This is a genomic window from Rhodoluna sp. KAS3, from assembly GCF_026000575.1.
Classification (GTDB): domain Bacteria; phylum Actinomycetota; class Actinomycetes; order Actinomycetales; family Microbacteriaceae; genus Rhodoluna.
In genome coordinates this window covers 967,870-991,064 of record NZ_AP026910.1, presented here as the reverse complement: position 1 = coordinate 991,064, position 23,195 = coordinate 967,870, and the positions used below count along the sequence as shown (strand labels likewise).

The 23,195-nt window shown below is 54.2% G+C and carries 21 protein-coding genes and 2 tRNA genes; 21 read left to right on the top strand and 2 right to left on the bottom strand.

Features of this window, described 5'->3' with window-relative positions; genetic code table 11:
• From OO731_RS04960 to OO731_RS04860, 21 genes are all read left to right on the top strand, one after another.
• Window positions 1–924, top strand: a complete 924-nt coding sequence (locus tag OO731_RS04960) for a TatD family hydrolase (protein WP_264889869.1) — start codon at window positions 1–3, stop codon at window positions 922–924.
• Window positions 924–1,760: a 16S rRNA (adenine(1518)-N(6)/adenine(1519)-N(6))-dimethyltransferase RsmA gene (gene rsmA / locus OO731_RS04955; protein WP_264889868.1), complete on the top strand. Its 837-nt coding sequence runs from the start codon at window positions 924–926 to the stop codon at window positions 1,758–1,760. The genes OO731_RS04960 and rsmA overlap by 1 nt, the downstream gene beginning before the upstream one ends.
• Window positions 1,761–1,786: 26 nt before the next feature.
• Window positions 1,787–2,065 (top strand): hypothetical protein, encoded by a 279-nt coding sequence (locus OO731_RS04950; protein WP_264889867.1) that lies wholly within the window; start codon window positions 1,787–1,789, stop codon window positions 2,063–2,065.
• Complete coding sequence (locus OO731_RS04945; protein WP_264889866.1) at window positions 2,062–2,994, top strand: 4-(cytidine 5'-diphospho)-2-C-methyl-D-erythritol kinase; 933 nt, start codon at window positions 2,062–2,064, stop codon at window positions 2,992–2,994. Before OO731_RS04950 ends, OO731_RS04945 begins: the two co-directional genes overlap by 4 nt.
• Window positions 2,994–4,811 (top strand): ABC-F family ATP-binding cassette domain-containing protein, encoded by a 1,818-nt coding sequence (locus OO731_RS04940; protein WP_264889865.1) that lies wholly within the window; start codon window positions 2,994–2,996, stop codon window positions 4,809–4,811. Before OO731_RS04945 ends, OO731_RS04940 begins: the two co-directional genes overlap by 1 nt.
• A gap of 60 nt (window positions 4,812–4,871) precedes the next feature.
• Window positions 4,872–4,942, top strand: a tRNA-Gln gene (locus OO731_RS04935).
• Window positions 4,943–4,968: 26 nt separating this feature from the next.
• Window positions 4,969–6,393 carry a bifunctional UDP-N-acetylglucosamine diphosphorylase/glucosamine-1-phosphate N-acetyltransferase GlmU gene (gene glmU / locus OO731_RS04930; protein WP_264889864.1) on the top strand — a complete coding sequence of 475 codons (1,425 nt, stop codon included), beginning with the start codon at window positions 4,969–4,971 and terminating at the stop codon, window positions 6,391–6,393.
• Between the two features lie 22 nt (window positions 6,394–6,415).
• A complete protein-coding gene (locus tag OO731_RS04925) occupies window positions 6,416–7,393 on the top strand; it encodes a ribose-phosphate diphosphokinase (RefSeq protein WP_264890675.1) in 978 nt (325 codons plus the stop codon).
• 6 nt (window positions 7,394–7,399) lie between these two features.
• The gene (locus OO731_RS04920; protein WP_264889863.1) at window positions 7,400–8,572 is read left to right on the top strand and encodes an APC family permease; all 1,173 of its coding nucleotides are present in this window, start codon (window positions 7,400–7,402) and stop codon (window positions 8,570–8,572) included.
• Between the two features lie 140 nt (window positions 8,573–8,712).
• Window positions 8,713–9,282, top strand: a complete 570-nt coding sequence (locus OO731_RS04915) for a 50S ribosomal protein L25/general stress protein Ctc (protein WP_264889862.1) — start codon at window positions 8,713–8,715, stop codon at window positions 9,280–9,282.
• A 4-nt stretch (window positions 9,283–9,286) separates the two neighbouring features.
• Window positions 9,287–9,871 carry an aminoacyl-tRNA hydrolase gene (gene pth / locus OO731_RS04910; RefSeq protein ID WP_264890674.1) on the top strand — a complete coding sequence of 195 codons (585 nt, stop codon included), beginning with the start codon at window positions 9,287–9,289 and terminating at the stop codon, window positions 9,869–9,871.
• 181 nt (window positions 9,872–10,052) lie between these two features.
• Entirely contained in the window at window positions 10,053–13,454 is a 3,402-nt protein-coding gene (gene mfd, locus OO731_RS04905; protein ID WP_264890673.1) for a transcription-repair coupling factor, read from the top strand.
• Window positions 13,451–14,155 carry a MazG family protein gene (locus OO731_RS04900; RefSeq protein ID WP_264889861.1) on the top strand — a complete coding sequence of 235 codons (705 nt, stop codon included), beginning with the start codon at window positions 13,451–13,453 and terminating at the stop codon, window positions 14,153–14,155. The genes mfd and OO731_RS04900 overlap by 4 nt, the downstream gene beginning before the upstream one ends.
• An 86-nt stretch (window positions 14,156–14,241) precedes the next feature.
• Window positions 14,242–14,766 (top strand): hypothetical protein, encoded by a 525-nt coding sequence (locus tag OO731_RS04895; protein WP_264889860.1) that lies wholly within the window; start codon window positions 14,242–14,244, stop codon window positions 14,764–14,766.
• A gap of 48 nt (window positions 14,767–14,814) precedes the next feature.
• On the top strand, window positions 14,815–16,050 hold the full coding sequence (gene hisS, locus OO731_RS04890) for a histidine--tRNA ligase (RefSeq protein WP_264889859.1): 1,236 nt from the start codon (window positions 14,815–14,817) through the stop codon (window positions 16,048–16,050).
• 88 nt (window positions 16,051–16,138) lie between these two features.
• Window positions 16,139–17,428 carry a phosphopyruvate hydratase gene (eno, locus tag OO731_RS04885; protein ID WP_138316492.1) on the top strand — a complete coding sequence of 430 codons (1,290 nt, stop codon included), beginning with the start codon at window positions 16,139–16,141 and terminating at the stop codon, window positions 17,426–17,428.
• Between the two features lie 10 nt (window positions 17,429–17,438).
• Window positions 17,439–17,936: a septum formation initiator family protein gene (locus tag OO731_RS04880; RefSeq protein ID WP_138275668.1), complete on the top strand. Its 498-nt coding sequence runs from the start codon at window positions 17,439–17,441 to the stop codon at window positions 17,934–17,936.
• A gap of 4 nt (window positions 17,937–17,940) precedes the next feature.
• Window positions 17,941–18,453: a DUF501 domain-containing protein gene (locus OO731_RS04875; protein ID WP_264889858.1), complete on the top strand. Its 513-nt coding sequence runs from the start codon at window positions 17,941–17,943 to the stop codon at window positions 18,451–18,453.
• Entirely contained in the window at window positions 18,432–19,619 is a 1,188-nt protein-coding gene (locus OO731_RS04870) for a S8 family serine peptidase (protein ID WP_264889857.1), read from the top strand. Before OO731_RS04875 ends, OO731_RS04870 begins: the two co-directional genes overlap by 22 nt.
• Window positions 19,620–19,646: 27 nt before the next feature.
• Window positions 19,647–20,993 carry an NAD(P)/FAD-dependent oxidoreductase gene (locus OO731_RS04865; RefSeq protein ID WP_138275666.1) on the top strand — a complete coding sequence of 449 codons (1,347 nt, stop codon included), beginning with the start codon at window positions 19,647–19,649 and terminating at the stop codon, window positions 20,991–20,993.
• A gap of 47 nt (window positions 20,994–21,040) precedes the next feature.
• Window positions 21,041–21,113, top strand: a tRNA-Leu gene (locus OO731_RS04860).
• 137 nt (window positions 21,114–21,250) lie between these two features.
• Here OO731_RS04860 and OO731_RS04855 read toward each other — a convergent pair.
• On the bottom strand, window positions 21,251–22,135 hold the full coding sequence (locus tag OO731_RS04855) for a pirin family protein (protein ID WP_264889856.1): 885 nt from the start codon (window positions 22,133–22,135) through the stop codon (window positions 21,251–21,253).
• A 4-nt stretch (window positions 22,136–22,139) separates the two neighbouring features.
• Window positions 22,140–23,126 carry a pirin family protein gene (locus OO731_RS04850; RefSeq protein ID WP_264889855.1) on the bottom strand — a complete coding sequence of 329 codons (987 nt, stop codon included), beginning with the start codon at window positions 23,124–23,126 and terminating at the stop codon, window positions 22,140–22,142.
• Window positions 23,127–23,195 lie beyond the last annotated feature (69 nt).

Genomic DNA, 23,195 nt, shown 5'->3' with positions numbered 1-23,195 from the left:
GTGGCCGAAGAGCAATTTGTTCGGAGCTCTAAAGCTGGAAAACCTGAAGCAGCCGGTTCAAGTAGCAAGGCTAAAGCCAAGGCCTTTCCTCCGAACCCAGAGCGATTGCCGCTTCCGGTTTACGACAATCACTGCCACCTTGAGTTTGAATTTGATGACGACCTCGGTGTTATGCCCTGGCGTGAAAATCTCGACCGCGCTAACTCGGTTGGAGTGCGCGGAATTGTTCAAGTTGGTGTCACCCTAGAGAGTTCAAAATGGTGTGCTCAGGTTGCCACAGAGGACTCTAGAATTTTGGCTGCCGTAGCCCTTCATCCAAACGAGGCGCCGCTTTATAAAACCAAGCCCGCACTTGATCAGGCAATTGCCGAAATTGCGGCACTGGCTACCCAGCCGCGGGTGCGTGCCATTGGCGAGACCGGATTGGATTTCTTTAGGACTGAAGGCCAGGAGGAAATTCTCCTGCAGCGTCACAGTTTTGAAGAGCACATTCGGATTGCCAAAGAAAACAATCTTGCTCTCATGATTCATGACCGTGACGCGCACGAAGATGTCGTCGAGACACTGAAGCGGGTGGGTGCTCCGGACAAAGTGGTTTTCCACTGCTATTCCGGTGATACCGACTTGGCTGAAATTTGTATTGAGAACGGCTGGTACATGTCGTTTGCCGGCAACATCACGATCAAGCGCAACCAGCACCTGCGTGATTCTCTCGCAATGGCACCCGCCGAACTAATCCTGGTCGAAACAGATGCTCCCTTCTTGGCGCCGGAGCCATATCGCGGCCGTCCAAACACGCCTTATCTGGTTCCAATCACGGTTCGAAAGATGGCCGAGGTTCGAGGCGCAGACCTAGAAGCGCTGTGCGCTCAGTTAGCCTTGAACACTGAAGCCGTTTACGGTTCTTGGTCGGAGGGTTTCTAATGGTTGATCTTTTGGGTGCTGTCGACATCCGTGCTCTAGCGAGCAAACTTGACGTCACACCGACTAAAAAATTGGGCCAAAACTTCGTGACCGACCCAAATACCATTCGCCGAATTGTGACCGCAGCAAAGCTCAGCGGCCAAGAGGTGGTAGTCGAAATTGGACCGGGCCTTGGCTCGCTAACTCTTGGTCTTCTGGAGGTTGCTCAGAAGGTAATTGCCGTTGAGATTGATCCAAAAATGGCTGCCGAACTTGAGACTACGATTTCTAATCGAGCTCCGGGGACTGACTTCACCCTGGTTCGAAACGATGCGCTAAAAGTTGCCGAGCTACCAGCCGCGCCGGACGCATTGGTGGCGAACCTGCCCTACAACATCTCGGTGCCGGTTCTATTGCACTTCTTAGAGCAATTTCCGACCATCCAAAAGGGTTTGGTTTTGGTCCAGGCTGAAGTTGCGCATCGATTGGCAGCAACGCCCGGATCAAAAATCTACGGAGTCCCAAGCGTCAAATTGGCTTGGTATGCAGACTCGTATCTGGCCGGGAACGTTGGCCGCAACATCTTCTGGCCAGTGCCGAATGTTGACTCGGCACTCGTCTTTTTTGCCAAACGCGCGGTTGCACTAGGTTCCGAAGAGCTGCGCCTGGCAACCTTTGAGGTTGCCGATGCAGCTTTTGGCCAGAGGCGCAAAACCCTTCGTCAGGCGCTGTCCGTTTGGGCTGGGTCAGCGGCAGAGGCCGAGAGAATTTTGATTGAGGCTGGGGTTAGCCCTCAGGCTCGAGGTGAAGAACTTGATGTTCACCAATTCTTGGCAATTGCGAAAGCGAGGCAGTGATGGCTTTATCTTTCAAAGTCGAAGAAATGTTCAATGTCGAACTTCAGCGACTGTTCACCGTTTTGAATGACGTATCTTCTTGGGTCGTTTTTGATCGCCCACGAGTTCTGGGTACTAAAAATGGGCAAATTACCCTGGCCTTCGATGACCGAACCAGGGCGATTATTAGTTTTGAGTTGGTCGACGGATCAGTAAATGTTCGCGTCGTTCACGAGCTTGTGCCCGACCTGGATGGAATCAAACCACGCGAGCTTTACTGGCGTGAGGTTTTTGCCGGTGTTCACCGTCGACTGGAAATCGCTTGAATCACAGCGTGACGGCCGATGCGCCGGGGAAAATAAATCTCTACTTTGAAGTCGGTTCGCTTCAGCCCGATGGCTATCACGACGTTGCCAGCGTTTACCTAGCGCTTGGGATTCGCGAGCGGGTTACCCTTACCCCGGCCGATGCCTGGTCAGTTGCGGTTGAAGGTTCGCTTCCGTCAAGCCAGTTGGTCGGTGTCCCGACCGGAGAAGACAACTTGGTGGTCCGCGCAGCAAAACTTGTTTCTGCGCTAGCAGAAACCCAGCCGGCACATCCGGTTCATTTTCAAATCGATAAATCGGTGCCGGTCGCTGGCGGCATGGGTGGCGGTTCTGCCGATGCGGCCGCTGCACTTTTGGCCGCAAATGACCTCTACTGCTCGGGAATCACGACATCAGAGCTCATGAAACAGGCTGGTGAACTTGGAGCCGATGTGCCTTTTGCTCTGATGGGTGGAGTGGCTGTCGGAACCGGTCGAGGCGATGCACTCGAAGCAATTGAACAGGTCAAAACTACTCATTGGGTTTTGGTGCCTCACGACGGCGGGCTTAGTACTCCGAGTGTTTATCAAAAGCTCGACGCACTTAGAGGGTCACGCGGGTTGGACCCAGCCGCTCTGCCGGCGCCTAGCATTCCATCTGGTCTAATCCAGGCTCTGCAGTCCGGCGATGCCCATGAGTTGGCCAAACACATCCGAAACGATTTGGAAGAGTGTTCGATCCAGGCCATTCCCGAGCTTGCCAAAACAATTAGCGACGGCGTGGCAGCGGGGGCATTGGCCGGAATGGTTTCAGGCTCTGGTCCGACAGTTGCGCTCTTGGCCGAAAGCGCAGACATGGCTGAGGTAATTGCCAACAACCTATCGGTGCTTGGATACGAAGCGCTAGTGACCTATGGTCCAGCTGAAGGCGCGAAATTGGAGAAAAACTAATGGCCCACCTCCTCGGCGCAGAGGCGTTGTCATTGGAGTTTCCCACCAAGAAGGTTTTCGACGAGATCACCATCGGTGTTAATGAAGGCGACCGGATTGGAATTGTCGGTAGAAACGGCGATGGAAAATCAACGCTGCTAAAACTGTTGGCAAAGCGCATGCAGCCGGATGGTGGGCGCGTAACCCACAGAAATGGCATGACCTACGGGCTTTTGGATCAAGCTGACGTTATTGACCCAGGGCAAACCATCGGGCAGGCTGTGGTCGGTGACATGCCGGAACACGAATGGGCTGGCGATGCCAAAATCCGCGATGTCATCTCGGGCCTTCTAAATGATTTGGATTGGGAAAAGCAGGTCGGCGAACTGTCCGGTGGTCAACGACGTCGAGTGGCGTTGGCGAAATTGCTGGTTCAGGACCTAGACATTGTGATGCTGGACGAACCAACCAACCACCTGGACATCGAGGGTGTTGCTTGGCTAGCCAGTCACCTAAAGACACGATGGGCAAACAACGGTGGCGGTCTTCTCGTGGTTACTCATGACCGATGGTTCCTTGATGAGGTGTGCAACCTAACCTGGGAGGTCCACGACGGTGTGATTGAGCCGTTTGAGGGTGGGTATGCCGCGTACATCCTGCAGCGCAATGAACGCGATAGAAGTGCCGCAGCCTCTGAATCACGCCGTCAGAATCTGATGCGTAAAGAGCTGGCCTGGTTGCGCCGCGGTGCGCCAGCTCGAACATCCAAGCCAAAATTCCGCATGGATGCAGCGGCAGAACTTATTGCCAATGAGCCAGAGCCGCGCGACCGCGTTGCCCTCTCTAAATTGGCCACGGCTCGTTTGGGTAAAGACGTGTTGGACGTAGAAAACCTCACGTACGAGATCGATGGTCGCGAGTTGCTACATGACGTCACCTGGAGGCTAGGTCCGGGGGATCGAGTTGGGCTTGTGGGCGTCAATGGCGCTGGCAAGACAACCTTGTTGAAGTTAGTGCAGGGCTTGCTTGAGCCAACATCTGGCCGCATCAAACGCGGTAAAACTGTAAAAATCGCGACCCTTAGCCAAGATGTAAAAGAGCTGGATGAATTTCACGGTGAGCGAATCTTTAGCCTCATCGCCAGAGAAAAATCTTTCTTCGTGGTCGACAAAAAAGAGGTTGGCATCGGCCAGCTGGTCGAGCAACTTGGCTTTACGCAGGCGCAATTGCAGACACCGATTGAAGATTTGTCTGGCGGGCAGCGACGCCGGCTTCAATTCTTGAGATTGCTTTTTGGTGAGCCTAACGTTCTGATTCTCGATGAACCAACTAACGACCTCGACACCGACATCCTTGCTGCAATGGAAGACCTGCTTGACGGTTGGCCGGGCACTCTCATTGTGGTTAGTCACGACCGATACCTGCTCGAGCGAGTAACAGACCATCAATATGCTTTGCTCGGTGACGGAAACCTTCGACACCTAACCGGTGGAGTCGACCAATACCTCGAACTTCGCCGCCACTCTCTCGGCAACTCTCGCGGAGGATCAGCTTCGAACGGACGCGCAGAGTCAACATCTGGGTCTGTTGCCGACGAAAAATCCGCTCCGGTGCTTTCCGGTGCTCAAGTTCGTGAGGCTGAGAAGAATCTGGCGCGCATTGAGCGTGCTCTCGAGAAAATTGCTAGTGACGAGACCAAGCTCCACGGCGAGATGGCCCAGCATGATCAGAGCGACTATGCCGGTTTGGCTAAATTCGTGAGCAAGCAAACCGAATTAAATGCCAAGCGCGAAGAATTAGAACTCGAATGGCTAGAAACTTCGGAGTTACTTCAATAGAAATCGCACCAGCGGGCCTGCTTATCTGGCAGACTTAAGGGGCAGTCGAAATACTGCGGATCCCCCATGGTGTAATGGCAACACTCCGCCCTTTGGAGGCGGCTTTCTAGGTTCGAGTCCTGGTGGGGGAGCGCATCAGCATTTGAACAGGAGCAAAATGAGCGAACAGCGCCTAGCAGTCATCGTTTTGGCTGCCGGTTCTGGAACTCGTATGCGTTCGGCAAAACCGAAAGTTATGCATGAACTTGCCGGACTCCCGCTCCTTGGCCACGTTTTGGCCACTGCCACCTCTCTCGGTGCCGCGCACGTGGTGCCCGTTGTTCGCCACCAAAAAGAATTAATCTCTAAGTACATCAGCGCTTATTTTCCGACTGCGGTAATTGCCGAACAAGATGATGTGCCAGGTACTGGGCGCGCGGTCGAATGTGGCCTTGAGGCGCTGCCAGCCGATTTCGATGGTGCGGTAATCGTCACTAGCGGAGATGTTCCGCTGTTAGATGTTCCGACTCTTGAATCACTTCTTGGCGAGCACCTCGCAGGTGGATACGCAGCTTCCATTCTCACGGCTGTCGTTGAGGACCCAACCGGCTACGGTCGAATTATCCGCAGCAATGACGGCAAATTCATCCAAATTGTTGAACACCGCGATGCTGATGCCGACCAGTTGGAGATTGCAGAAGTCAACGCGGGCGTTTACGTCTTTGATGCGGCTAACCTGCGCTCTGCTTTGGCAAAAGTTGGCTCGCACAACGCTCAGGGAGAAAAGTACCTGACCGATGCAGCTGCCGAGTTATTGCACCAAGGAAAACGAGTCCAGGCATTGGCTGTTGCTGATAACTGGTTGGTGGCCGGCATCAACGATCGGGTTCAGCTTGCCGAAGTTGCGGCCGAATTGAACTACAGAATTTGCGAAGCCTGGCAACGAGCCGGCGTGACCATTCAGGACGCAGGTTCGACCTGGATTGACGTTACCGTGCAACTCGGCGAGGACGTCACCCTATTGGCCGGCACCCAGCTCAAAGGGCTGACCCATATTTCAGCCGGAGCCACGGTTGGGCCAGAGGTGTACATGGTTGACACCCAGGTTGCTGAGGGTGCAACTGTCGTTAAGTCGCACGTAACCGGCTCGATCATCGGCGCCGGAGCATCAGTTGGCCCGTTCTCGTTCTTGCGAGCCGGAACCGAACTCGGTGCCGACGGCAAAATCGGTACTTTTGTCGAAACCAAGAATGCCAAAATCGGTGCCGGATCAAAGGTTCCGCACCTGAGCTACGTGGGTGACGCGACCATCGGTGAACAATCAAACATCGGTGCCGGCACAATTTTTGCCAACTACGATGGCGTAGCCAAGCACTCGAGCACAGTTGGTTCGCACGTTCGAACCGGCTCACACAATGTTTTTGTTGCACCAATTACCATTGGTGATGGGGCTTACACCGCGGCAGGAACAGTAGTTCGCCGCAATGTAGAGGCTGGCGATTTGGCTATGAACGTTGCACCGCAGCGTAACCTGGCCGACTGGGTAATCTCTAAGCGCCCTGGCACTAAAGCAGCAGAAGCAGCCCACAAGGCAAAAAACTAAATTACTCAGAAAGCGGGAGCCCATCTTGGAAATCACAGCCAGCAATTCAAAACGACTAGTCATCGTTAGCGGGCGCGCACACCAAGCTCTTGCTGAAGAGGTTGCCACCCTGCTGAACACCTCACTGGTCCCGACCACGGCATACGACTTTGCTAACGGTGAAACCTTCGTTCGCTACGAAGAATCTGTTCGCGGTGTCGACGCATTCGTGATTCAGTCACACTCATCCGGCATCAACAACTGGATCATGGAGCAGTTGCTCATGGTTGACGCTATGAAGCGTTCATCGGCAAAGCGAATCACAGTTGTCGCCCCATTCTTTCCTTACGCTCGCCAAGACAAAAAGCACAAGGGGCGCGAGCCAATCTCTGCCCGTCTAATGACTGATTTGTTCAAGGCCGCTGGCGCCAACCGAATTATGTCGGTTGACCTTCACACGCCTCAGATCCAGGGTTTCTTCGACGGCCCGGTTGATCACCTTTGGGCGCTTCCAATGCTGGCAGACCACGTTGCTGAGCGCTTCGGCAACGAAAACCTGACCGTGGTTTCTCCGGACTCAGGCCGCGTGCGCGTGGCGGACATCTGGGCCGAGCGCCTTGGTGCACCGCTGGCTATCATCCACAAGCGTCGCGACCCGGACCGCCCAAACCAGGTAGAGGCCCACGAGCTTGTTGGTGACGTAAAGGGCCGTACCTGTTTGCTGGTTGACGACATGATCGACACAGCGGGCACAATTGTTGCGGCCGCCAAGGCTTTGAAAGACAACGGCGCAGCCCGAGTTATTGTTGCTGCCACCCACGCTGTCTTCTCAAAACCAGCTGTTGAGCGCCTTTCCAGCGGTGTGGTCGACGAGGTAATTGTCACGAACACCTTGCCAATCACTCCTGAGAAGCAGTTTGACAACCTGACTGTGCTTTCGATTGCTCCGCTAATCGCTGCGGCAATCAGCGCAGTCTTCGGCGATGAGTCGGTCAACAAGCTATTCCCTGGGCACGCGTAACCCCAATTGTCGAATCTGCCTAGGCAGCAACTCTCGTTAATCGGCGCGGTTGCAATCGGGTTGGCTTCGATGCTTGGAGCGGGAGTCTTCATAGTCTTCCGCGAAGCATTTGCCCTTGCGGGTGAATGGCTTTGGGTGTCATTGCTCCTGGCCAGCCTTGTGGCAGCGCTGAATTCGGCTTCGATTCTTCAACTTGCTCGACAGGTAGATAGGCCCGGCGGGGTCTATGCCTATGCTGGCGTTTATCTAAACGACAAGGTTGCCAAAACCGCAGGTTTTGCCTTTGTGATTGGAAAAATCGCATCGATTGCGGCCATCGGTTTGGTTTTTGGAGCGTATGTCCTGCCTGGTCACCAGCAGGCGGTAGCCATCACTCTGATTGCAGTGTTGGCACTTATCAACATTCTCGGAATTCAACGCACGGCCACCGTGGCGATGATTTTGGCCAGCATCACCGTTCTGTTTCTAGTGCTGACTATTGGGGCCGGGTTGATCCACGGTCAAGAATTGCCGCCGGTGACGGTTTCTGCAGATAAAGATTTTGAACCGCAAATTGTTGCTGCCGCAGCAATCTTCTTTTTTGCCTTCGCCGGTTATGCGCGAGTGGCAACGTTGGGAAACGAAGTGCGTAACGCACGCGTAAACATCCCTCTCGCCATCGCAATCAGCCTGCTTTTGGTGTTGGCGCTTTACGGGGGCCTTGCCGTCGTGCTTAGCCCGGTGCTTGCCTCATCAGTAGCTTCGAACCAATTGCCATTTCTAAGTTTCTTCTCTGAGATTGGGTTGCCATTCGAAGGTGTCACTGTCGCGGTGGCTGCGATAGCCTCAGCCGGATCAATGCTGGCTCTCTTGGCAGGGGTTTCTCGAACCGCTGCCGAGATGGGTGCAGATGAAGCGTTGCCTGCATCGCTCGCAAACCGGAACAAATTCGGATCACCTTGGGTCGCCGAACTTGCGGTTGCCGGCCTCGCCGCTCTGTTGGTTCTAGCCGGTCCGATTAGCTGGGTTATCTCGCTGTCATCGCTGGGAGTTTTGTTTTACTACGCGATCGGTCACCTTAGCGCTTTGGCACAACCAGTAACTGAGCGCATATTCCCGCGGGTAGTTTCTTGGCTCGGTCTGCTGATGTGCTTGATTGTGGCTTCAGCTGCCGGTGTCCTGTTTGCCGGTGGGCTCTAAAACAAAGTAGACTTTGAGGAGACAACGGCGAGGGCTCCATTCGGAGCCGTTATCGACGGGGCATTTAGCCGGTTTCCACGGCAGGTATCCTCGCGTTCCACGCTTGAGTTGATGAATTACAAACCAGATTGGAAACCATTATGAACACAGCAGCAAAGCTAGTCGGCGAAGTCCGCGAATCTTTCGGTAAGGGTGCAGCACGCAAGTTCCGTGCGGCAGGCAAGACTCCAGCAGTTATCTACGGTCACGGCACCGAAGCGCGCCACATCGTTGTTCCTGCACACGAGGTTGCACTTATCCTGCGTCACAAGAACGCAGTTATCGACCTAACCATCAACGGCGTCGAAGAGTCAGTTCTTGTAAAGAGCGCCTCAAAGGACCCAGTAACTCAGATCATCGAGCACATTGACCTAGTGACCCTAGTCAAGGGTGAGCGCGTTCACGTTGAGGTTCCAGTTCACATCGTTGGCGAGTCACTTTCAGGTACCGTTATCGACCTAGAGCACAAGACCGTGAAGCTAGAAGTTGCAGCAACCAGCATCCCTGACTTTGTTGAGGTTGTCTTCAACAAGGAGGGCGCAGGCTTCCACGTTCTAGCTAAGGACGTCAAGCTTCCTGCAGGTGCAAAGCTTGAGCTTGCTGATGACGAGCTAGTTGCTTCAGTTGTAGCAACCGCAGCAGGTCACGCAGCAGAACTAGCAGCAGAGTAATCAACTGAATAATTCGGCTTACTTAGTAGTCGGGCTCGGTAACCCCGGGCCCGACTATTCTGCTAACCGGCACAATGTTGGTCAAATGGTGCTCTCGGTCTTAGCCGATCGGCTGGGGGCAAACTTCAAGAGCCACAAATCGCACGCGGCCGTTGCTGAGGCAAGGCTTGGGGCCGGTGGGGCCAAATTAATTCTGGCCAAGCCTGGTTCGTACATGAATACCAGTGGCGGGCCGGTTTCTGCACTGCTCAAGTTTTACGACATTCCACTTTCCAACCTGATTGTTTTGCACGATGAGTTGGACATCCCGGCCGAGACGATTCGCCTCAAGCAGGGTGGTGGCCATGGCGGTCACAACGGGCTTCGCGATATCATCGCAGCTTGCGGTTCTAATGATTTTGCCCGGGTGAGAGTTGGTATAGGCAGACCGCCGGGCCGCATGGATACCGCCGATTTTGTTCTCAAGGATTTTGGCTCGGCTGAGCGTAAAAACTTACCGGTCACCCTCGAGATTGCTGCTGATGCTGTTGAGGCAATCGTTCGTGACGGAATCACGACGGCACAGCAAAAATTTCATTCACCGGAATAACAATTCCTCGGAATACTCCGCGGTCCGGTCAACTTAGACTTACCTTGTGAGTACGCAAAATCTCAAGGCCCTTTCGCGCCTTGGCGCACTCGTTTCAGAGGGATACCCCTTCGCCTCACTGCAGGCAAAAATCAAAAATTCACGCGTAGATCTGATCGCTCCGCAGGGCGCTCATCCGGTTATTTTGGATGTCATCTCAAAGTTCAGGGCAGATGCCAAACTGTCGAGAACCCAACTTGTTGTGGTTGCCACTGGACGCGAGGGTGAAGACGTGGCAGCCGCTCTGCGTGATCTTGATCCGACCGCAGAGATTCTCGAGTTTCCTTCTTGGGAGACCCTGCCTCATGAGCGCCTAAGCCCGAGTCCCGAAACCGTCGGCCGAAGACTCCAGGTTTTGCACCGTTTGAATGCGCTAAAGGCTGAAGCTCCAGATCACGAGGTTTACGTGATTGCATCGGTCCGCGCGGTTCTGCAGCCGGTGGTCGCTGGGTTGGCGGCTCATCCGCCACTAACCCTTGAGATTGGCCAAGAGTACCCGCTCTTCGAATTGCCACTCAAGCTAGTCGAAATCGCGTACCACCGAGTCGACATGGTCACCAGACGCGGTGAGTTTGCGGTTCGCGGTGGAATTCTGGATATTTTTCCGACCACAGCTGAGCATGCGATGCGTCTCGAATTTTTTGGCGATGAGATCGAGGAGATTCGTCAGTTCTCGGTAGCTGACCAGCTCTCAATTGAAGGCAAAGTCGAGTCCATTCAGGTCTACCCAGCGCGAGAAATTATCATCACGCCGAATGTGGCAAGTCGCGCACGCGAGATGCTTCACGAGTTTCCCAATATTTCTTCGATGCTGGCAAAGCTCTCCGAGGGCATTCCTGTGGACGGCATGGAATCGCTTGCGCCAGTCCTAGTCGATCGTATGGTTCCGCTTAGCGATTACCTACCGAGTGACACCCTCGTGACCCTGTTGTCACCCGAGAAGTCGGCTGCGCGTGCCGCAAGTTTGGTCGAGACCAACGAAGAGTTTTTGCATGCCGCGTGGGATGCTGCAACCGAGGGCGCCAACGCGCCAATCGATCTCAGTGCTGGTGGGTTTGTTGAACTATCGCAGTTCAAAGATGCATTGGATGGACGCCCGATGTTCACAGTGTCTCAATTTGGCGCAGATGACGAAACTCTGGTGAATTTGGGGCTGCTTGAAGTACCGAATTTCAAGGGGCTCGAAACCACCTCAATCGAATGGTTGGAAGACCAGGCCAAGGCCGGCAATCACGTGGTCTTGGTTGCTGAGGGGCACGGAACCGTAGAGCGCCTGCAAGAGCAAATGGTGGCTGCCAAAATTACCGCGGATGTGGTGCAGGCCAGTTTGCGCAAAGGCTTCACCGCTCCTGAATCCAATTTGATTGTGATTACCGAAGCTGAGTTCTACGGCAAGAGTTCGGTTTACGTGAGCCCAACTGTTCGCAAGCTTGCGACCAAGCGCGGCCAGGCGGTCGACCCACTCACGCTCAAAGCAGGGGACTACGTCGTTCACGAGACCCACGGCATCGGCCGATTTGTTGAACTTGTTCAGCGCGCCAGTGGCGTTGGAAAAATGCAATCCCAGCGCGAGTATCTTCTAATCGAGTACGCGCCATCCAAGCGCGGGTATCCGGGTGACACTCTGTTTGTGCCGACCGATCAATTGGACCTTTTGACCAGGTATGTCGGCGGTGAAGCCCCGGTTCTGTCGAAAATGGGTGGAACCGACTGGGCTCGAGTCAAGGGCAACGCCCGCAAGGCTATCCGCAAGATTGCGATTGACCTGGTCAAGCTCTATTCCGCACGCATGAAGTCAAAGGGTCATGCTTTTGGCCCAGATACCCCTTGGCAACATGAACTTGAAGAGGCGTTTGCCTTCGTTGAGACTCCAGATCAATTGACCACCATCGATGAGGTCAAGCGCGACATGGAGCGCGAGGTTCCGATGGACCGCCTGTTGGCCGGCGATGTTGGCTACGGCAAAACTGAAGTCGCGGTTCGAGCAGCGTTCAAGGCCATTCAGGATGGCAAGCAGGTTGCCATGTTGGTCCCCACCACCCTGTTGGTCCGTCAGCACACCGATACATTTGAGTCGCGCTTTGCAGGTTTCCCTGTTAACGTCCGTTCGCTATCTCGGTTCCAAACAGCCAAAGAAGTAAAAGAGACAATCGCCGGTTTGGCCGACGGTTCAGTCGACATGGTGATTGGAACCCATCGACTCTTGAGCGAAAGCGTCAAGTTCCGCCAGCTTGGTTTGATCATCATCGATGAGGAACAGCGCTTTGGTGTTGAGCACAAGGAAAAGCTGAAAGAGATGAAAACTAACGTCGACATCCTTTCGATGTCGGCAACCCCGATTCCGCGAACCTTGGAAATGGCGATTACCGGTATTCGAGAAATGTCAACGTTGGCGACGCCACCCGAAGAACGTCACCCGATTTTGACCTACATCGGTGGTTACTCTGAAAAGCAAGTTGCAGCGGCGATTAGGCGCGAACTGATCCGTGAAGGTCAGGTGTTCTTCGTGCACAACCGGGTCAGCACTATTGAGGCGGTTGCCAACCAACTCGCCGAGTTGGTGCCCGAGGCGAGAATTGCCGTTGCTCACGGCCAGATGACAGAGACCGCACTTGAGCAGGTGGTGGTTGATTTCTGGGAGCGCAAGTTTGACGTTTTGGTGTCGACCACGATTATCGAAACCGGTATCGATATACCGAATGCCAACACTCTGATCGTTGACCGAGCAGAGAACTTTGGATTGAGTCAGCTGCACCAAATTCGAGGGCGAGTTGGTCGAAGCAGAGAGCGAGCCTATGCGTACTTCTTCTATTCGCCAGATAAGCCGCTTAGCGAAACAGCGCACGACCGATTGGCAACAATCGCACTGAATAATGAACTCGGTGGCGGAATGCAGATTGCTATGAAGGACCTTGAAATTCGAGGAGCGGGAAACCTTCTGGGCGGTGAGCAGTCCGGCCACATCGCAGGTGTGGGATTTGACCTTTATCTGCGCATGATCGGTGAAGCTGTTGCCGATTTCAAGGGTGAGAAGACTGAATCTCCAGCCGAACTTAAGCTCGAACTGCCGGTCGATGCTCATATTCCAAACACCTATGTCGATAGCGAGCGCTTGCGCCTAGAGGCCTATCACAAGTTATCCGCTGCGAGCGGCGAGAAGGGTTCTCGTAAGCAACTTGACGCTATTCTGGCTGAACTTGAGGACCGCTACGGCAAGGCGCCGGATTCAGTTAAGAACTTGATTGAAGTTACAGAACTTCGCCAGCAGGCCAACCGATTGGGACTCAAGGACCTAAATGTTCTGGGTCTTCAGGTCAAACTCCAACCGGTGGTTATCGATGAAGCCCAGCAGGTGGCCCTAACTCACTTGTTCCCGGGTATTAAATATCTCCAATCGGCCCAGACCCTGATGGTTCCGGCGCCAAGAGACGCTAACTTTGAACCATTGCGAGACCAAGCCATCATCGACTGGGTGTGGGCTTTCTTGGCAAGAGTGTTTCCGCCAAAACCAGATTCTGAATCTGATCCTCAGAAAGCCAAATGATGACCAAACTTGATGATTTGATTGCCGTTGCTAATAAGCTGCGTGCTCCGGGTGGTTGCCCTTGGGATGCCGAGCAGGACCACAACTCGCTAACCAAGTACTTGCTTGAAGAGGCTTACGAACTGATCGATGCCATCGAGTCGGGAAACCGCGAGGACATCCTTGAGGAGCTTGGAGATGTGCTGTACCAGGTGGTCTTCCACAGTGATCTCGCAGCATCCGGCAGCCTCGGCGAGCCTTTTGACATCCAGGATGTGGCCGAACTTTCGGCGCAAAAAATGATTGGGCGTCACCCCCACGTATTTGGCTCAGAAGAAGAACTTGAAAAGTACGCCGCGAAGACTGGCGATGACGTGATGCTGAACTGGGATGCCCACAAGCAGCGTGAGAAGCCAGAACGTTCATCGGTTCTAGACGGGATCCCTCAGGCCCTGCCAGCACTGGCTTTGGCCGACAAGGTTATTGGCAAGGCCGAAAAAATTGGATTGCTTGATGCTGATGCGCCGGGACCGTTTTCAGTTACCAGCGAGGCTGAATTGGGCGCCATCCTGTTGGCAATCGTTTCGTCTGGCAAGTCCGCCGGGTTTGACTCTGAGCGTGCGCTTCGTGGTGCGGTGCGAGAACTTCAAGTTGAGATTCGTGAGGTTGAACTAGCCGATGCCAACGATGCCGGCGTAATTGGTTTGCCAGCCGAACTCTAGGCGGTTTCAAAGGCGGCTCACAGGTTTTGCTCAGCCTTGGGTGGTTTCCTCGAAGTAGAAGTTCCAAGCTACTCACGGAGGAAGAAATGCAAAATCAAGATGGTCGTCAAGACTCAGATTCCCCATACGAGTACGAAAAAGTTGAACCGACCGAGAAGCGCAAGTCATTTGTGTCGGGTGCCGCCGTTTCAGCAGGTGCAGCGTTCGCATTGTTCATGATGGCTCCGGCCTTTGCTGGCGACGGAGTTCTTCCAATCACCGAGCAAAATTCACTAAACCAAAGCTCGCCGGCGACATCGACTGATACTTCAGGTTCAGTTGCAGACGTAGCGGCCACCGGGTCGGCGGCTCAGACTCTTGAAATTGGTCTAAATTCCTTCGAAGCTTCATCCACGGCCACGGCTGCCGCTGTTTCGAGCGCGGTTGAACTAATTGATCCACTTGCAGTTGACTTTGGAAACACCTCGAGCGCTACGCCTTCGGCGGGAGCCTACGGTGAAGATGAAGATGATGATGAGGATGACGATTCCGAAGATTCGGACGACGACGAAGACGACGCCGATGATGACGATGAGGATGACGATGAGGATGACGATGAGGATGACGACTAGTACTTGTCGTTGAAGGCATAGCCGTTGAGCCTGTGGCAAACTTGCTACATGGCTAAAGACGTGCACCCACCTCGCGGAATGCGCGATTTTCTACCTGCAGACCACCTGAAGCGCACTAAGGTTTTGAATGGCATTCGCGCTACCTACATGGCTCACGGGTTTCAAGAAATCGAGACCCCCGCACTAGAAGATCTGGCTCGCCTCACTTCTGGGCAAGGCGGCGACAACGAGAAGCTGGCGTTCCGAGTGATGAAGCGCGGTGCCGAGCTCGAGGCAGCGCTGGCAGCCAGCGAAGGTGAAGACAATCTGGCTGACTTGGGATTGCGCTACGACCTGACAGTTCCTTTGACTCGTTATTACGCGACCAATCGTTCCAAACTTCCTAAGGTTTTCAAATCAATCCAAGCTGGGCCAGTTTGGCGAGCGGAACGCCCACAGAAGGGCCGTTACCGTCAGTTTGTGCAGTGTGACATCGACATCATCGGTGACAGCAGCATCCTGGCCGAAATTGACCTTCTAGTTTCGTCACTCGATGCGCTAGAGCGAATTGGTCTGTCGGCAGCAACCATTCGTGTGAACCACAGGGTTTTGCTTACGAACCTGCTCGAGCAGCTTGGTGTTCCAGAGGCTGGCCGAGGCTCGGCCATGATCACCATCGATAAGCTCGACAAAATTGCAGCCGAAGGAGTGGTAGCCGAGCTGGCCGAAAAGTTTGACGCCTCGGTCGCTGAGCGAGCCGCTGTCTGGCTAAACGCCATTTCAGAAAACCTTCCGGTGCCTTCAGAACTGGCACCGATTTTTGAGGCTATCGAAGCGCGGTTTGGGTCTAGTCGACTCAGATTCGATCCAACTCTGGTTCGTGGAATGGGTTACTACACCGGCACGATCTTTGAGATTGAGCACCCAGAATCTGGTTCGTCAATCGGCGGCGGTGGTCGTTATGACGGAATGGTTGGCCGCTGGACCGGCGAGGATGTTCCGGCCGTTGGTATCTCGATCGGCTTTGAGCGCGCGGTTGAACTAGTCAGCGATCAGCAAGTTCAGAGTGCTGCATCCAACCTCGTGCTGGTTCTAGACAGCACGGCTCCGACGGTTGTTGGTAATGCGCTCAAGCTTCAGTCGGCTCTTTTCGAGCAGGGGTATTCGGTTCGCCTTGAGCAGCGCCCCAAGAAACTCAATCAGCTGCTTGAAAACCTCGCGCTGCACGGCTTAACCCACTTTGCAATTGTTACCGAAGATTCATCAGACATCGGTGCTTTGACCATCAAGCCAATCAGCAACTAAACGCTTTCTTCACTAAACTAATAACCATTACGATGACGTTTTTCGCGTCATCTGGCGCGTTTTAAAACAGCCCAAATAAGGAGACACCTTGTCAATCATTGAAGCCATTGGCGCCCGCGAGATTCTTGACTCACGCGGTAACCCAACCGTTGAGGTAGAAGTTCTGCTAGAAGACGACAGCTTTGGCCGCGCAGCGGTTCCATCTGGCGCATCAACCGGTGCTTTTGAAGCACACGAAAGCCGCGATGGCGACAAGTCACGCTACCTAGGCAAGGGCGTTCAGAACGCGGTCAAGGCAGTTGTTGAGACCGTTGACGAAGCATTGGTTGGCTTTGATGCACTAGACCAGCGCCTGGTTGACGCAGCGCTAATTTCACTTGACGGCACCGCCACCAAGTCAAACCTCGGTGCAAACGCAATCCTTGGTGTTTCAATGGCAAACGCTCGTGCCGCTGCTGAGGCAACCGGTCAGCCGCTTTACCGCTACCTTGGTGGCCCAAACGCCCACACTCTTCCAGTTCCTCTAATGAACATCATCAACGGTGGCGCTCACGCTGACACCGGTGTAGACATTCAAGAGTTCATGATTGTTCCTTTGGGTGCCGAAACTTTCAGCGAAGCAATTCGTTGGGGCGTTGAGGTTTACCACGCGCTTAAGAGCCTGCTTTCAAGCAAGGGCTTGGCAACCGGTCTTGGTGACGAGGGTGGTTTTGCACCTGAGCTTCCAACCAACGCCGCTGCGCTAGAGCTAATCGCTGAGGCAATTGCTAAGGCTGGCTACAAGCTAGGAACCGACATCGCGCTTGCACTTGACGTTGCAGCGACCGAGTTCTACTCAGAAGAGACCCAGAAGTACACCTTCGAAGGCCAGGAGCGCACTGGCGATGAAATGATCGCTTACTACGCTGACCTAGTTGCTCGCTTCCCACTAGTTTCTATCGAAGACCCACTTTCAGAAGATGACTGGGCTTCATGGACCAAGATGACTGCTCAGCTTGGCGACAAGGTTCAGCTAGTCGGAGACGACCTTTACGTAACCAACCCTGCACGTTTGCAGAAGGGCATCGACGAGAAGGCCGGAAACGCCATCTTGGTAAAGGTAAACCAGATCGGTACTCTAACCGAGACCCTAGATGCAGTTACTTTGGCACAGGTTCACGGCATGAAGGCAATCATTTCTCACCGTTCAGGTGAGACCGAGGACACCTTCATCGCTGACTTGGCTGTTGCAACCAACGCAGGCCAGATCAAGACCGGTGCTCCTGCTCGTTCAGAGCGTGTTGCCAAGTACAACCAGTTGCTTCGCATCGAAGAAGAACTGTCAGACGCAGCGTTCTACGCTGGTCGCGCAGCTTTCCCACGCTTCACCGCTAAGTAAGTTCAGATAAATGAAACGCCCCGCAAAGGCCGCGCCGGTATCCGTATCGGCCGCTTTGCGGGGTTTTCGTTTAAACACCTACACACTCACGCTCCTGACGGTAATTGTGTTTGGAGTTGTCACGCTGGCACCCCGGGTTCAAACCTGGGTAACCCAGCGACAGCAAATTGCTGAGGCGCAGGCCGCGGTTGATAAAGCCAAGCAGGATGTCCTGGACATGCAGGAAGAACGCAAGCGCTGGGAAGACCCGGTTTACATCCGTGCTCAAGCGCGCGACCGCCTTTATTACGTAATGCCGGGTGAGGTTTCATACCTAGTCATGGATGCCGATGGCGTTGACATGTCAGACACATCGGGAACAGTTGGTGCCATGCTCGCTGAACGTGCCAACACCGATGAAATTTCAACCGATATTCGACAGACTTCAAACAACTGGGTCGACGCCGTGCTTGAATCAGTAATTCGTGCCGGAATCGAAGAGCCGGTCGAAGAAACCGCAGGAGAATAAACACATGCCACTTACCCCAGTTACTGAAAGTGACATTGCTGAAGTTTCTCGCCAACTCGGCCGTCCAGCGCGAGACATCGTGGCCATTGCCGCTCGATGCGTCTGCGGCAAGCCAACCGTTGTCCACACCGCTCCGCGACTGTCTGACGGAACACCGTTCCCAACTACCTACTACCTAACCCATCGCGGGGCGACCGCAGCTGTTTCGACCCTCGAGGCAAGCGGTTTGATGGCCGAGCTTCAGGCAAGGCTGGCCGAAGAGCCAGAATTGGCAGCCGCCTACCAAAAAGCGCACGAGGCATTCATTGCCGATCGTGACCGCACTGCAAAAGACTTGGGGTTGGATGTGCCTGAAATTGCCGGTATTTCTGCCGGTGGAATGCCTGCCCGCGTCAAGTGTTTGCATGCGCTAATTGGTCACGCTCTCGCTGCCGGTCCTGGTGTAAACCCAATTGGTGATATCGCTCTAGAGGCTTGCTCCTGGAGCCCAAACAAGTGCGTCTGCGAAAGCTACTAGCAATAACGCTGGCTGCGGCCAGTGTTTTGTTGGTTTCGCAACCCGCTCGAGCTGACATCATTCGTGATCGTGAGTATTGGCTCACCGATTACTCATTTCAAAAAGCTTGGAACCTCACCAAAGGCGCCGGAGTCACCGTTGCCGTCATTGACACCGGCGTCGACGGCAGTCATCCTGACCTTCAAAACGTCTTAGTTGGCGGTACCGATCTATCTGGCTTGGGGTCTTTCAATGGCCGCATTCCAGTTGGGGCCAGCAGTTTTCATGGCACTATGGTGGCCAGTCTGATTGCCGGTCGTGGGCACGGCGGTGGCAATGGGGTTCTGGGAACCGCACCCGAGGCTGATCTTTTGAGCGCTTCGATGGCCTTTGGTGTAGCGGGCTTGAGTACCGACGACCAAGTGGCTGAAGGAATCCGGTGGGCTGTCGATCACGGCGCTGACGTCATTAATTTGTCGCTTTCTCGCAATAACGCTGGTTGGCCCGAGTCTTGGGATGATGCCTTCACCTATGCCTTCGAGCACGATGTGGTGGTTGTCGCTGCCGCCGGAAATCGCGCGTCTGGGGCCGAGTTTGCTAGTGCCCCGGCCACCATCCCGGGGGTCCTGGCAGTTGCTGGCGTTGATCGAAATGGAAAAGCCAGCGAAGAAGCATCTGTAGATGGATTAACTATTGGCGTGAGCGCGCCGGCCACCGATTTGGTTGGTGCGGGACCGAACGGAGAGTACAAGGTCTGGAGTGGCACCAGCGGGGCAGCGCCTATCGTGAGCGGTTTGGTCGCGTTGGTCAGGTCTTATTACCCCGATTTGGATGCTGCAAATGTCATAAATCGTGTGATCAAAACAGCTAAGAAAGTCACCGAAGAAAGCTATTCACCTAAGTACGGTTATGGGCTTATCGATCCGCTTCGTGCGCTTACGGCAACCGTCGAACCCGTGTCTGAAAACCCGCTCGGATCGCTGGCTGAGTGGATCGAGCTCTACCGCGATGTTGATTCAGAAATCATCGATGGAGGCATCTCAGAACCGGTGCCCAGCGAACAGGTTTCAGAGACCATTCCGGCCACACCCAAGGATTATTCGAACGTCCTTCCGACCTTGATTTACGGTCTTATTTTTACGGCTGCCGTGATTTCTGTGGCTCGCAGACTTAGACGTAACAAATAAGCAGCCGGAAGGTAGTAAATTAGAACAATGCCTGCAAACAAGAGTGGCGCCACTGCGCCAAAGATCCTTATCGTCGGTGGCGGCTACGCCGGTTTCTACACTGCTTTCAAACTAGAAAAACTTCTAGGTAAGAACGAAGCTGAAGTGACCCTAGTTGATCCACTTCCATACCTGACTTACCAGCCATTCCTTCCAGAGGTTGTGGCCGGTTCAATCGAGGCGCGCCACGTTGTGACTTCACACCGTCGCCACCTTCGCAAGACCAACATCGTTGCCGGTAAGGTGACCAACGTTGATCACAAGAAGAAGACTGCGACCATCGAAGTTGCAGGTCTAAAGCCTTATAAGCAGCAGTACGACCAGATCGTCGTGACCGCTGGTGCCGTTTCTCGAACCTTCCCGATTCCGGGTGTTGCAGACAACGCAATCGGCCTGAAGACCATCGAAGAAGCTGTTGAGATTCGCAACCGCATCATCACCAACCTAGACAAGGCAGCCAACCTGCCTGCAGGTGCAGCTCGCGACCGTCTTTTGACCTTCGTGGTTGTTGGTGGCGGTTTTGCCGGTATCGAGACTTTTGCTGAGATGCGTTCGCTAGTCAGCTACTTGCTTCGCTACTACCCAAACATCACTTTTGAAGACACCCACTTCCACCTAATCGAGGCAATGGGTCGCATCATGCCTGAGGTTTCACTAGAGACCAGCCAGTGGGTTATTGCCAACCTTGACCAGCGCGGTGCCAAGATTCACTTGAACACCCAGCTTCAGTCAGCCGAAAAGGGCAAGATTGAGCTGTCAACCGGCGAAAGCTTCGAGTCAGATGTAATCGTCTGGACCGCTGGTGTTATGGCGCACCCATTTGTTCGCAACACAGACCTTCCGCTAGACGAGCGTGGCCGCATCACCGCAAAGGCAACCCTTCAGGTTGTCGATGGCGAGAACGTGATCGCAGACGCTTGGACTGCGGGTGACGTTTCAGCTGTCCCAGACCTTTCAGGTGGCGGCGTTGGTGGCTTCTGTGTTCCAAACGCTCAGCACGCTGTTCGCCAGGCCAAGTTGCTTGCCAAGAACATCGTTGCTTCGTTGCGTAACGAGGGCATCCAGGAGTACTTCCACAAGAACAAGGGTGCAGTTGCAGGCCTAGGTATCGGTGTTGGTGTGTTCCAGTACAAGAAGTTTGCTGTCAAGGGTCTAATCGCATGGTTCATGCACCGTGGTTACCACGGTCTGGCAATGCCTATGTGGGAGCGCAAGATTCGCGTATTCTCTGGCTGGATCTGGAACTTCTTGCTACGTCGCGACATCGTTGCGATCTCAGCTACCAAGGACCCGCGCTTAGCGTTCGAGACTTTTGCATCTCGACCAAAGAAGTAAGTTCTGAAGTTGAAAAGGGATGCCCTCCGGCATCCCTTTTCTTTTCCGCCCCTATAGCCCAATGGCAGAGGCAGTCGACTTAAAATCGACACAGTGTGGGTTCGAGTCCCACTAGGGGCACTAAAAATAAACGACTTGTCATCTCGACAAGTCGTTTATTTTTTGGGTGTGTAGGGCGAGAAACATACCGGGGCCCCAATTTATTGGGGCGGGGTGAGAGTCCGTCGGTCTCCAAATTTATTGGGGCGGGGAGAGCCCTAGTTGCGTGATCTCAGGGTCACGTTTGGTAGGTCCGGAGCGGGAATCCATCCACCAATTCGGTCTTGAAATTCGCCAAATCTTGAGTCACGAGCATTCCATTGCTCGCGCTGCTCAACTATCTCGTCGTGAGTTCGTGCAATAAAGTTCCACCACATTACAATCGGCTCAGAAAATGGTTCGCCGCCGAGTAAAACGGCAATCACGTCATCTTTGCCGGCAGTTATTTCAAGCCGCTCAGTGCCGGGGGATAGGTACTCGGTTAGCTCTTGGGCTACCACGGTGCTGTTAACGGTTACGTCACCCTGCACCGGCATGACTCCGTGTTCAAAAGATGAGTTCACCGGTAACGTCAACGAGGTTTCGGCTGGAATCCTCAGTTCTGCACCAACGAGTTTGCTGTAGAGCTTTGTCGGTGCCGTAACGCCCAGCAATTCTCCAGCAAAAACTTTGATGGTCGACTGGCCCAGAACAACCTCGGGTAATTCGCTGATGTGCTCGAATGCGGGGCTGACTTCGCGAACAGAATCCGGGAGGGCAATCCACAATTGAACGGCGTGCAGCGATTGCGGACCCGCTTCAGAGAGCTCGCTGTGCGAAATTCCGTGCCCAGCGGTCATCAGGTTCAGTTGCCCAGGCTCGATGTGCTGAATCGTGCCAATGCTGTCGCGATGTTCGATGCGACCTTCAAATAGCCAAGTGGCGGTTTGGAGTCCGGTGTGCGGGTGAGCGGCAACAACCATGCCGTCTGTCTGCTGGGTTGGGCCAAAGTGGTCCACAAATGCCCATGCGCCAATCATCCGCTTTCGTGCATTGGGCAGCGTCCGGCGAATCTCAATACCTGTTCGGGTAGTGAGTTTCACCAGGCGTGGCTCCAAAATCATCGAATTAGTGTCCTCTGTGGTGAAAAGGCTGAATTGCGTCGTCAGGAATCTGCCCAAAACGACCGTATTGGTAGTCTTCCATAGCCTTCAAGACTCCGGCCTTGTCATTCATTACGAATGGGCCGTAGGCCACGACCGGTTCTCTAATTGGCTGTCCGCCGATCAAGAATATCTCGAGGGCATTGTGTCGCGACTCCTGAGTCTCGGCCGCGGTAAATACCACTCGGTCTCCCTCGCCAAACACGGCAAGCGCGCCAGTTGAGATCGGGGCTGAGTTGGTGCCCGGCCCGTCTTCTCCAACGGTTCCTTGCCCCGCCAAGGTGTAGGCCAAGGCATTGAATTCAGGGTTCCAAGGCACTGATACTGAAGCTCCGGGTGCCAGGGTAATGTGCGCAATCGCCATCGGTGTTTGAGATTTACCAGGACCGGTGAATGGGCCAATTTGACCAGCAAGAACACGGATTAGCGCACCGCCATCTTGGCTAGAGACCAACTCGACGTCACCACCCTGAATGCCCTGGTAGGCCGGATTGATCATCTTTTTGCTGGCCGGCAAATTAATCCACAGCTGAATGCCATGGAATATTCCGCCTGACATAACCAATGCCTCAGGTGGGGTTTCGATGTGCAAAACACCAGCACCGGCAGTCATGTACTGCGTGGCGCCGTTTTCGATGATGCCGCCGCCTCCGTGGCTGTCTTGGTGCTGAAAAGTGCCGTCAATCATGTAGGTAAAGGTTTCAAAACCGCGATGTGGGTGCCATGCGGTACCGCGTGGCTCGTATGGCGCGTATTCAACCTCGCCCATCTGGTCCATGTGGATGAACGGGTCTAGGTCCTGGTATGGCACGCCTGCAAATGCGCGAGTTACAGGAAAACCTTCGCCCTCGTGGCCCTGCGGGCCTCGGGTAACTGATTTCACGGTTCTGGCTCGACCGGTTGCCGGTTCGAGTCTTGGAAGTGTGAGTGTGTCCGCTGTAACTGCTGGCATTTTGCCATCTCCTAATATCTGGGAACTTACCTAGAGTACCTAAGTAAAGCCCCACTAGACAAATCTTAT

What these genes read in the sequence shown, in the direction of transcription:
- rsmA (WP_264889868.1), top strand. Translation starts at nt 924, where the DNA reads ATGGTTGATCTTTTGGGTGCTGTCGACATCCGTGCTCTAGCGAGCAAA.
- OO731_RS04875 (WP_264889858.1), top strand. Translation starts at nt 17,941, where the DNA reads ATGCCACTTACCCCAGTTACTGAAAGTGACATTGCTGAAGTTTCTCGC.
- OO731_RS04915 (WP_264889862.1), top strand. Translation starts at nt 8,713, where the DNA reads ATGAACACAGCAGCAAAGCTAGTCGGCGAAGTCCGCGAATCTTTCGGT.
- OO731_RS04895 (WP_264889860.1), top strand. Translation starts at nt 14,242, where the DNA reads ATGCAAAATCAAGATGGTCGTCAAGACTCAGATTCCCCATACGAGTAC.
- OO731_RS04900 (WP_264889861.1), top strand. Translation starts at nt 13,451, where the DNA reads ATGATGACCAAACTTGATGATTTGATTGCCGTTGCTAATAAGCTGCGT.
- OO731_RS04950 (WP_264889867.1), top strand. Translation starts at nt 1,787, where the DNA reads ATGTTCAATGTCGAACTTCAGCGACTGTTCACCGTTTTGAATGACGTA.
- OO731_RS04880 (WP_138275668.1), top strand. Translation starts at nt 17,439, where the DNA reads ATGAAACGCCCCGCAAAGGCCGCGCCGGTATCCGTATCGGCCGCTTTG.
- glmU (WP_264889864.1), top strand. Translation starts at nt 4,969, where the DNA reads ATGAGCGAACAGCGCCTAGCAGTCATCGTTTTGGCTGCCGGTTCTGGA.
- OO731_RS04850 (WP_264889855.1), bottom strand. Translation starts at nt 23,126, where the DNA reads ATGCCAGCAGTTACAGCGGACACACTCACACTTCCAAGACTCGAACCG.
- OO731_RS04865 (WP_138275666.1), top strand. Translation starts at nt 19,647, where the DNA reads ATGCCTGCAAACAAGAGTGGCGCCACTGCGCCAAAGATCCTTATCGTC.
- hisS (WP_264889859.1), top strand. Translation starts at nt 14,815, where the DNA reads ATGGCTAAAGACGTGCACCCACCTCGCGGAATGCGCGATTTTCTACCT.
- OO731_RS04940 (WP_264889865.1), top strand. Translation starts at nt 2,994, where the DNA reads ATGGCCCACCTCCTCGGCGCAGAGGCGTTGTCATTGGAGTTTCCCACC.
- OO731_RS04855 (WP_264889856.1), bottom strand. Translation starts at nt 22,135, where the DNA reads ATGATTTTGGAGCCACGCCTGGTGAAACTCACTACCCGAACAGGTATT.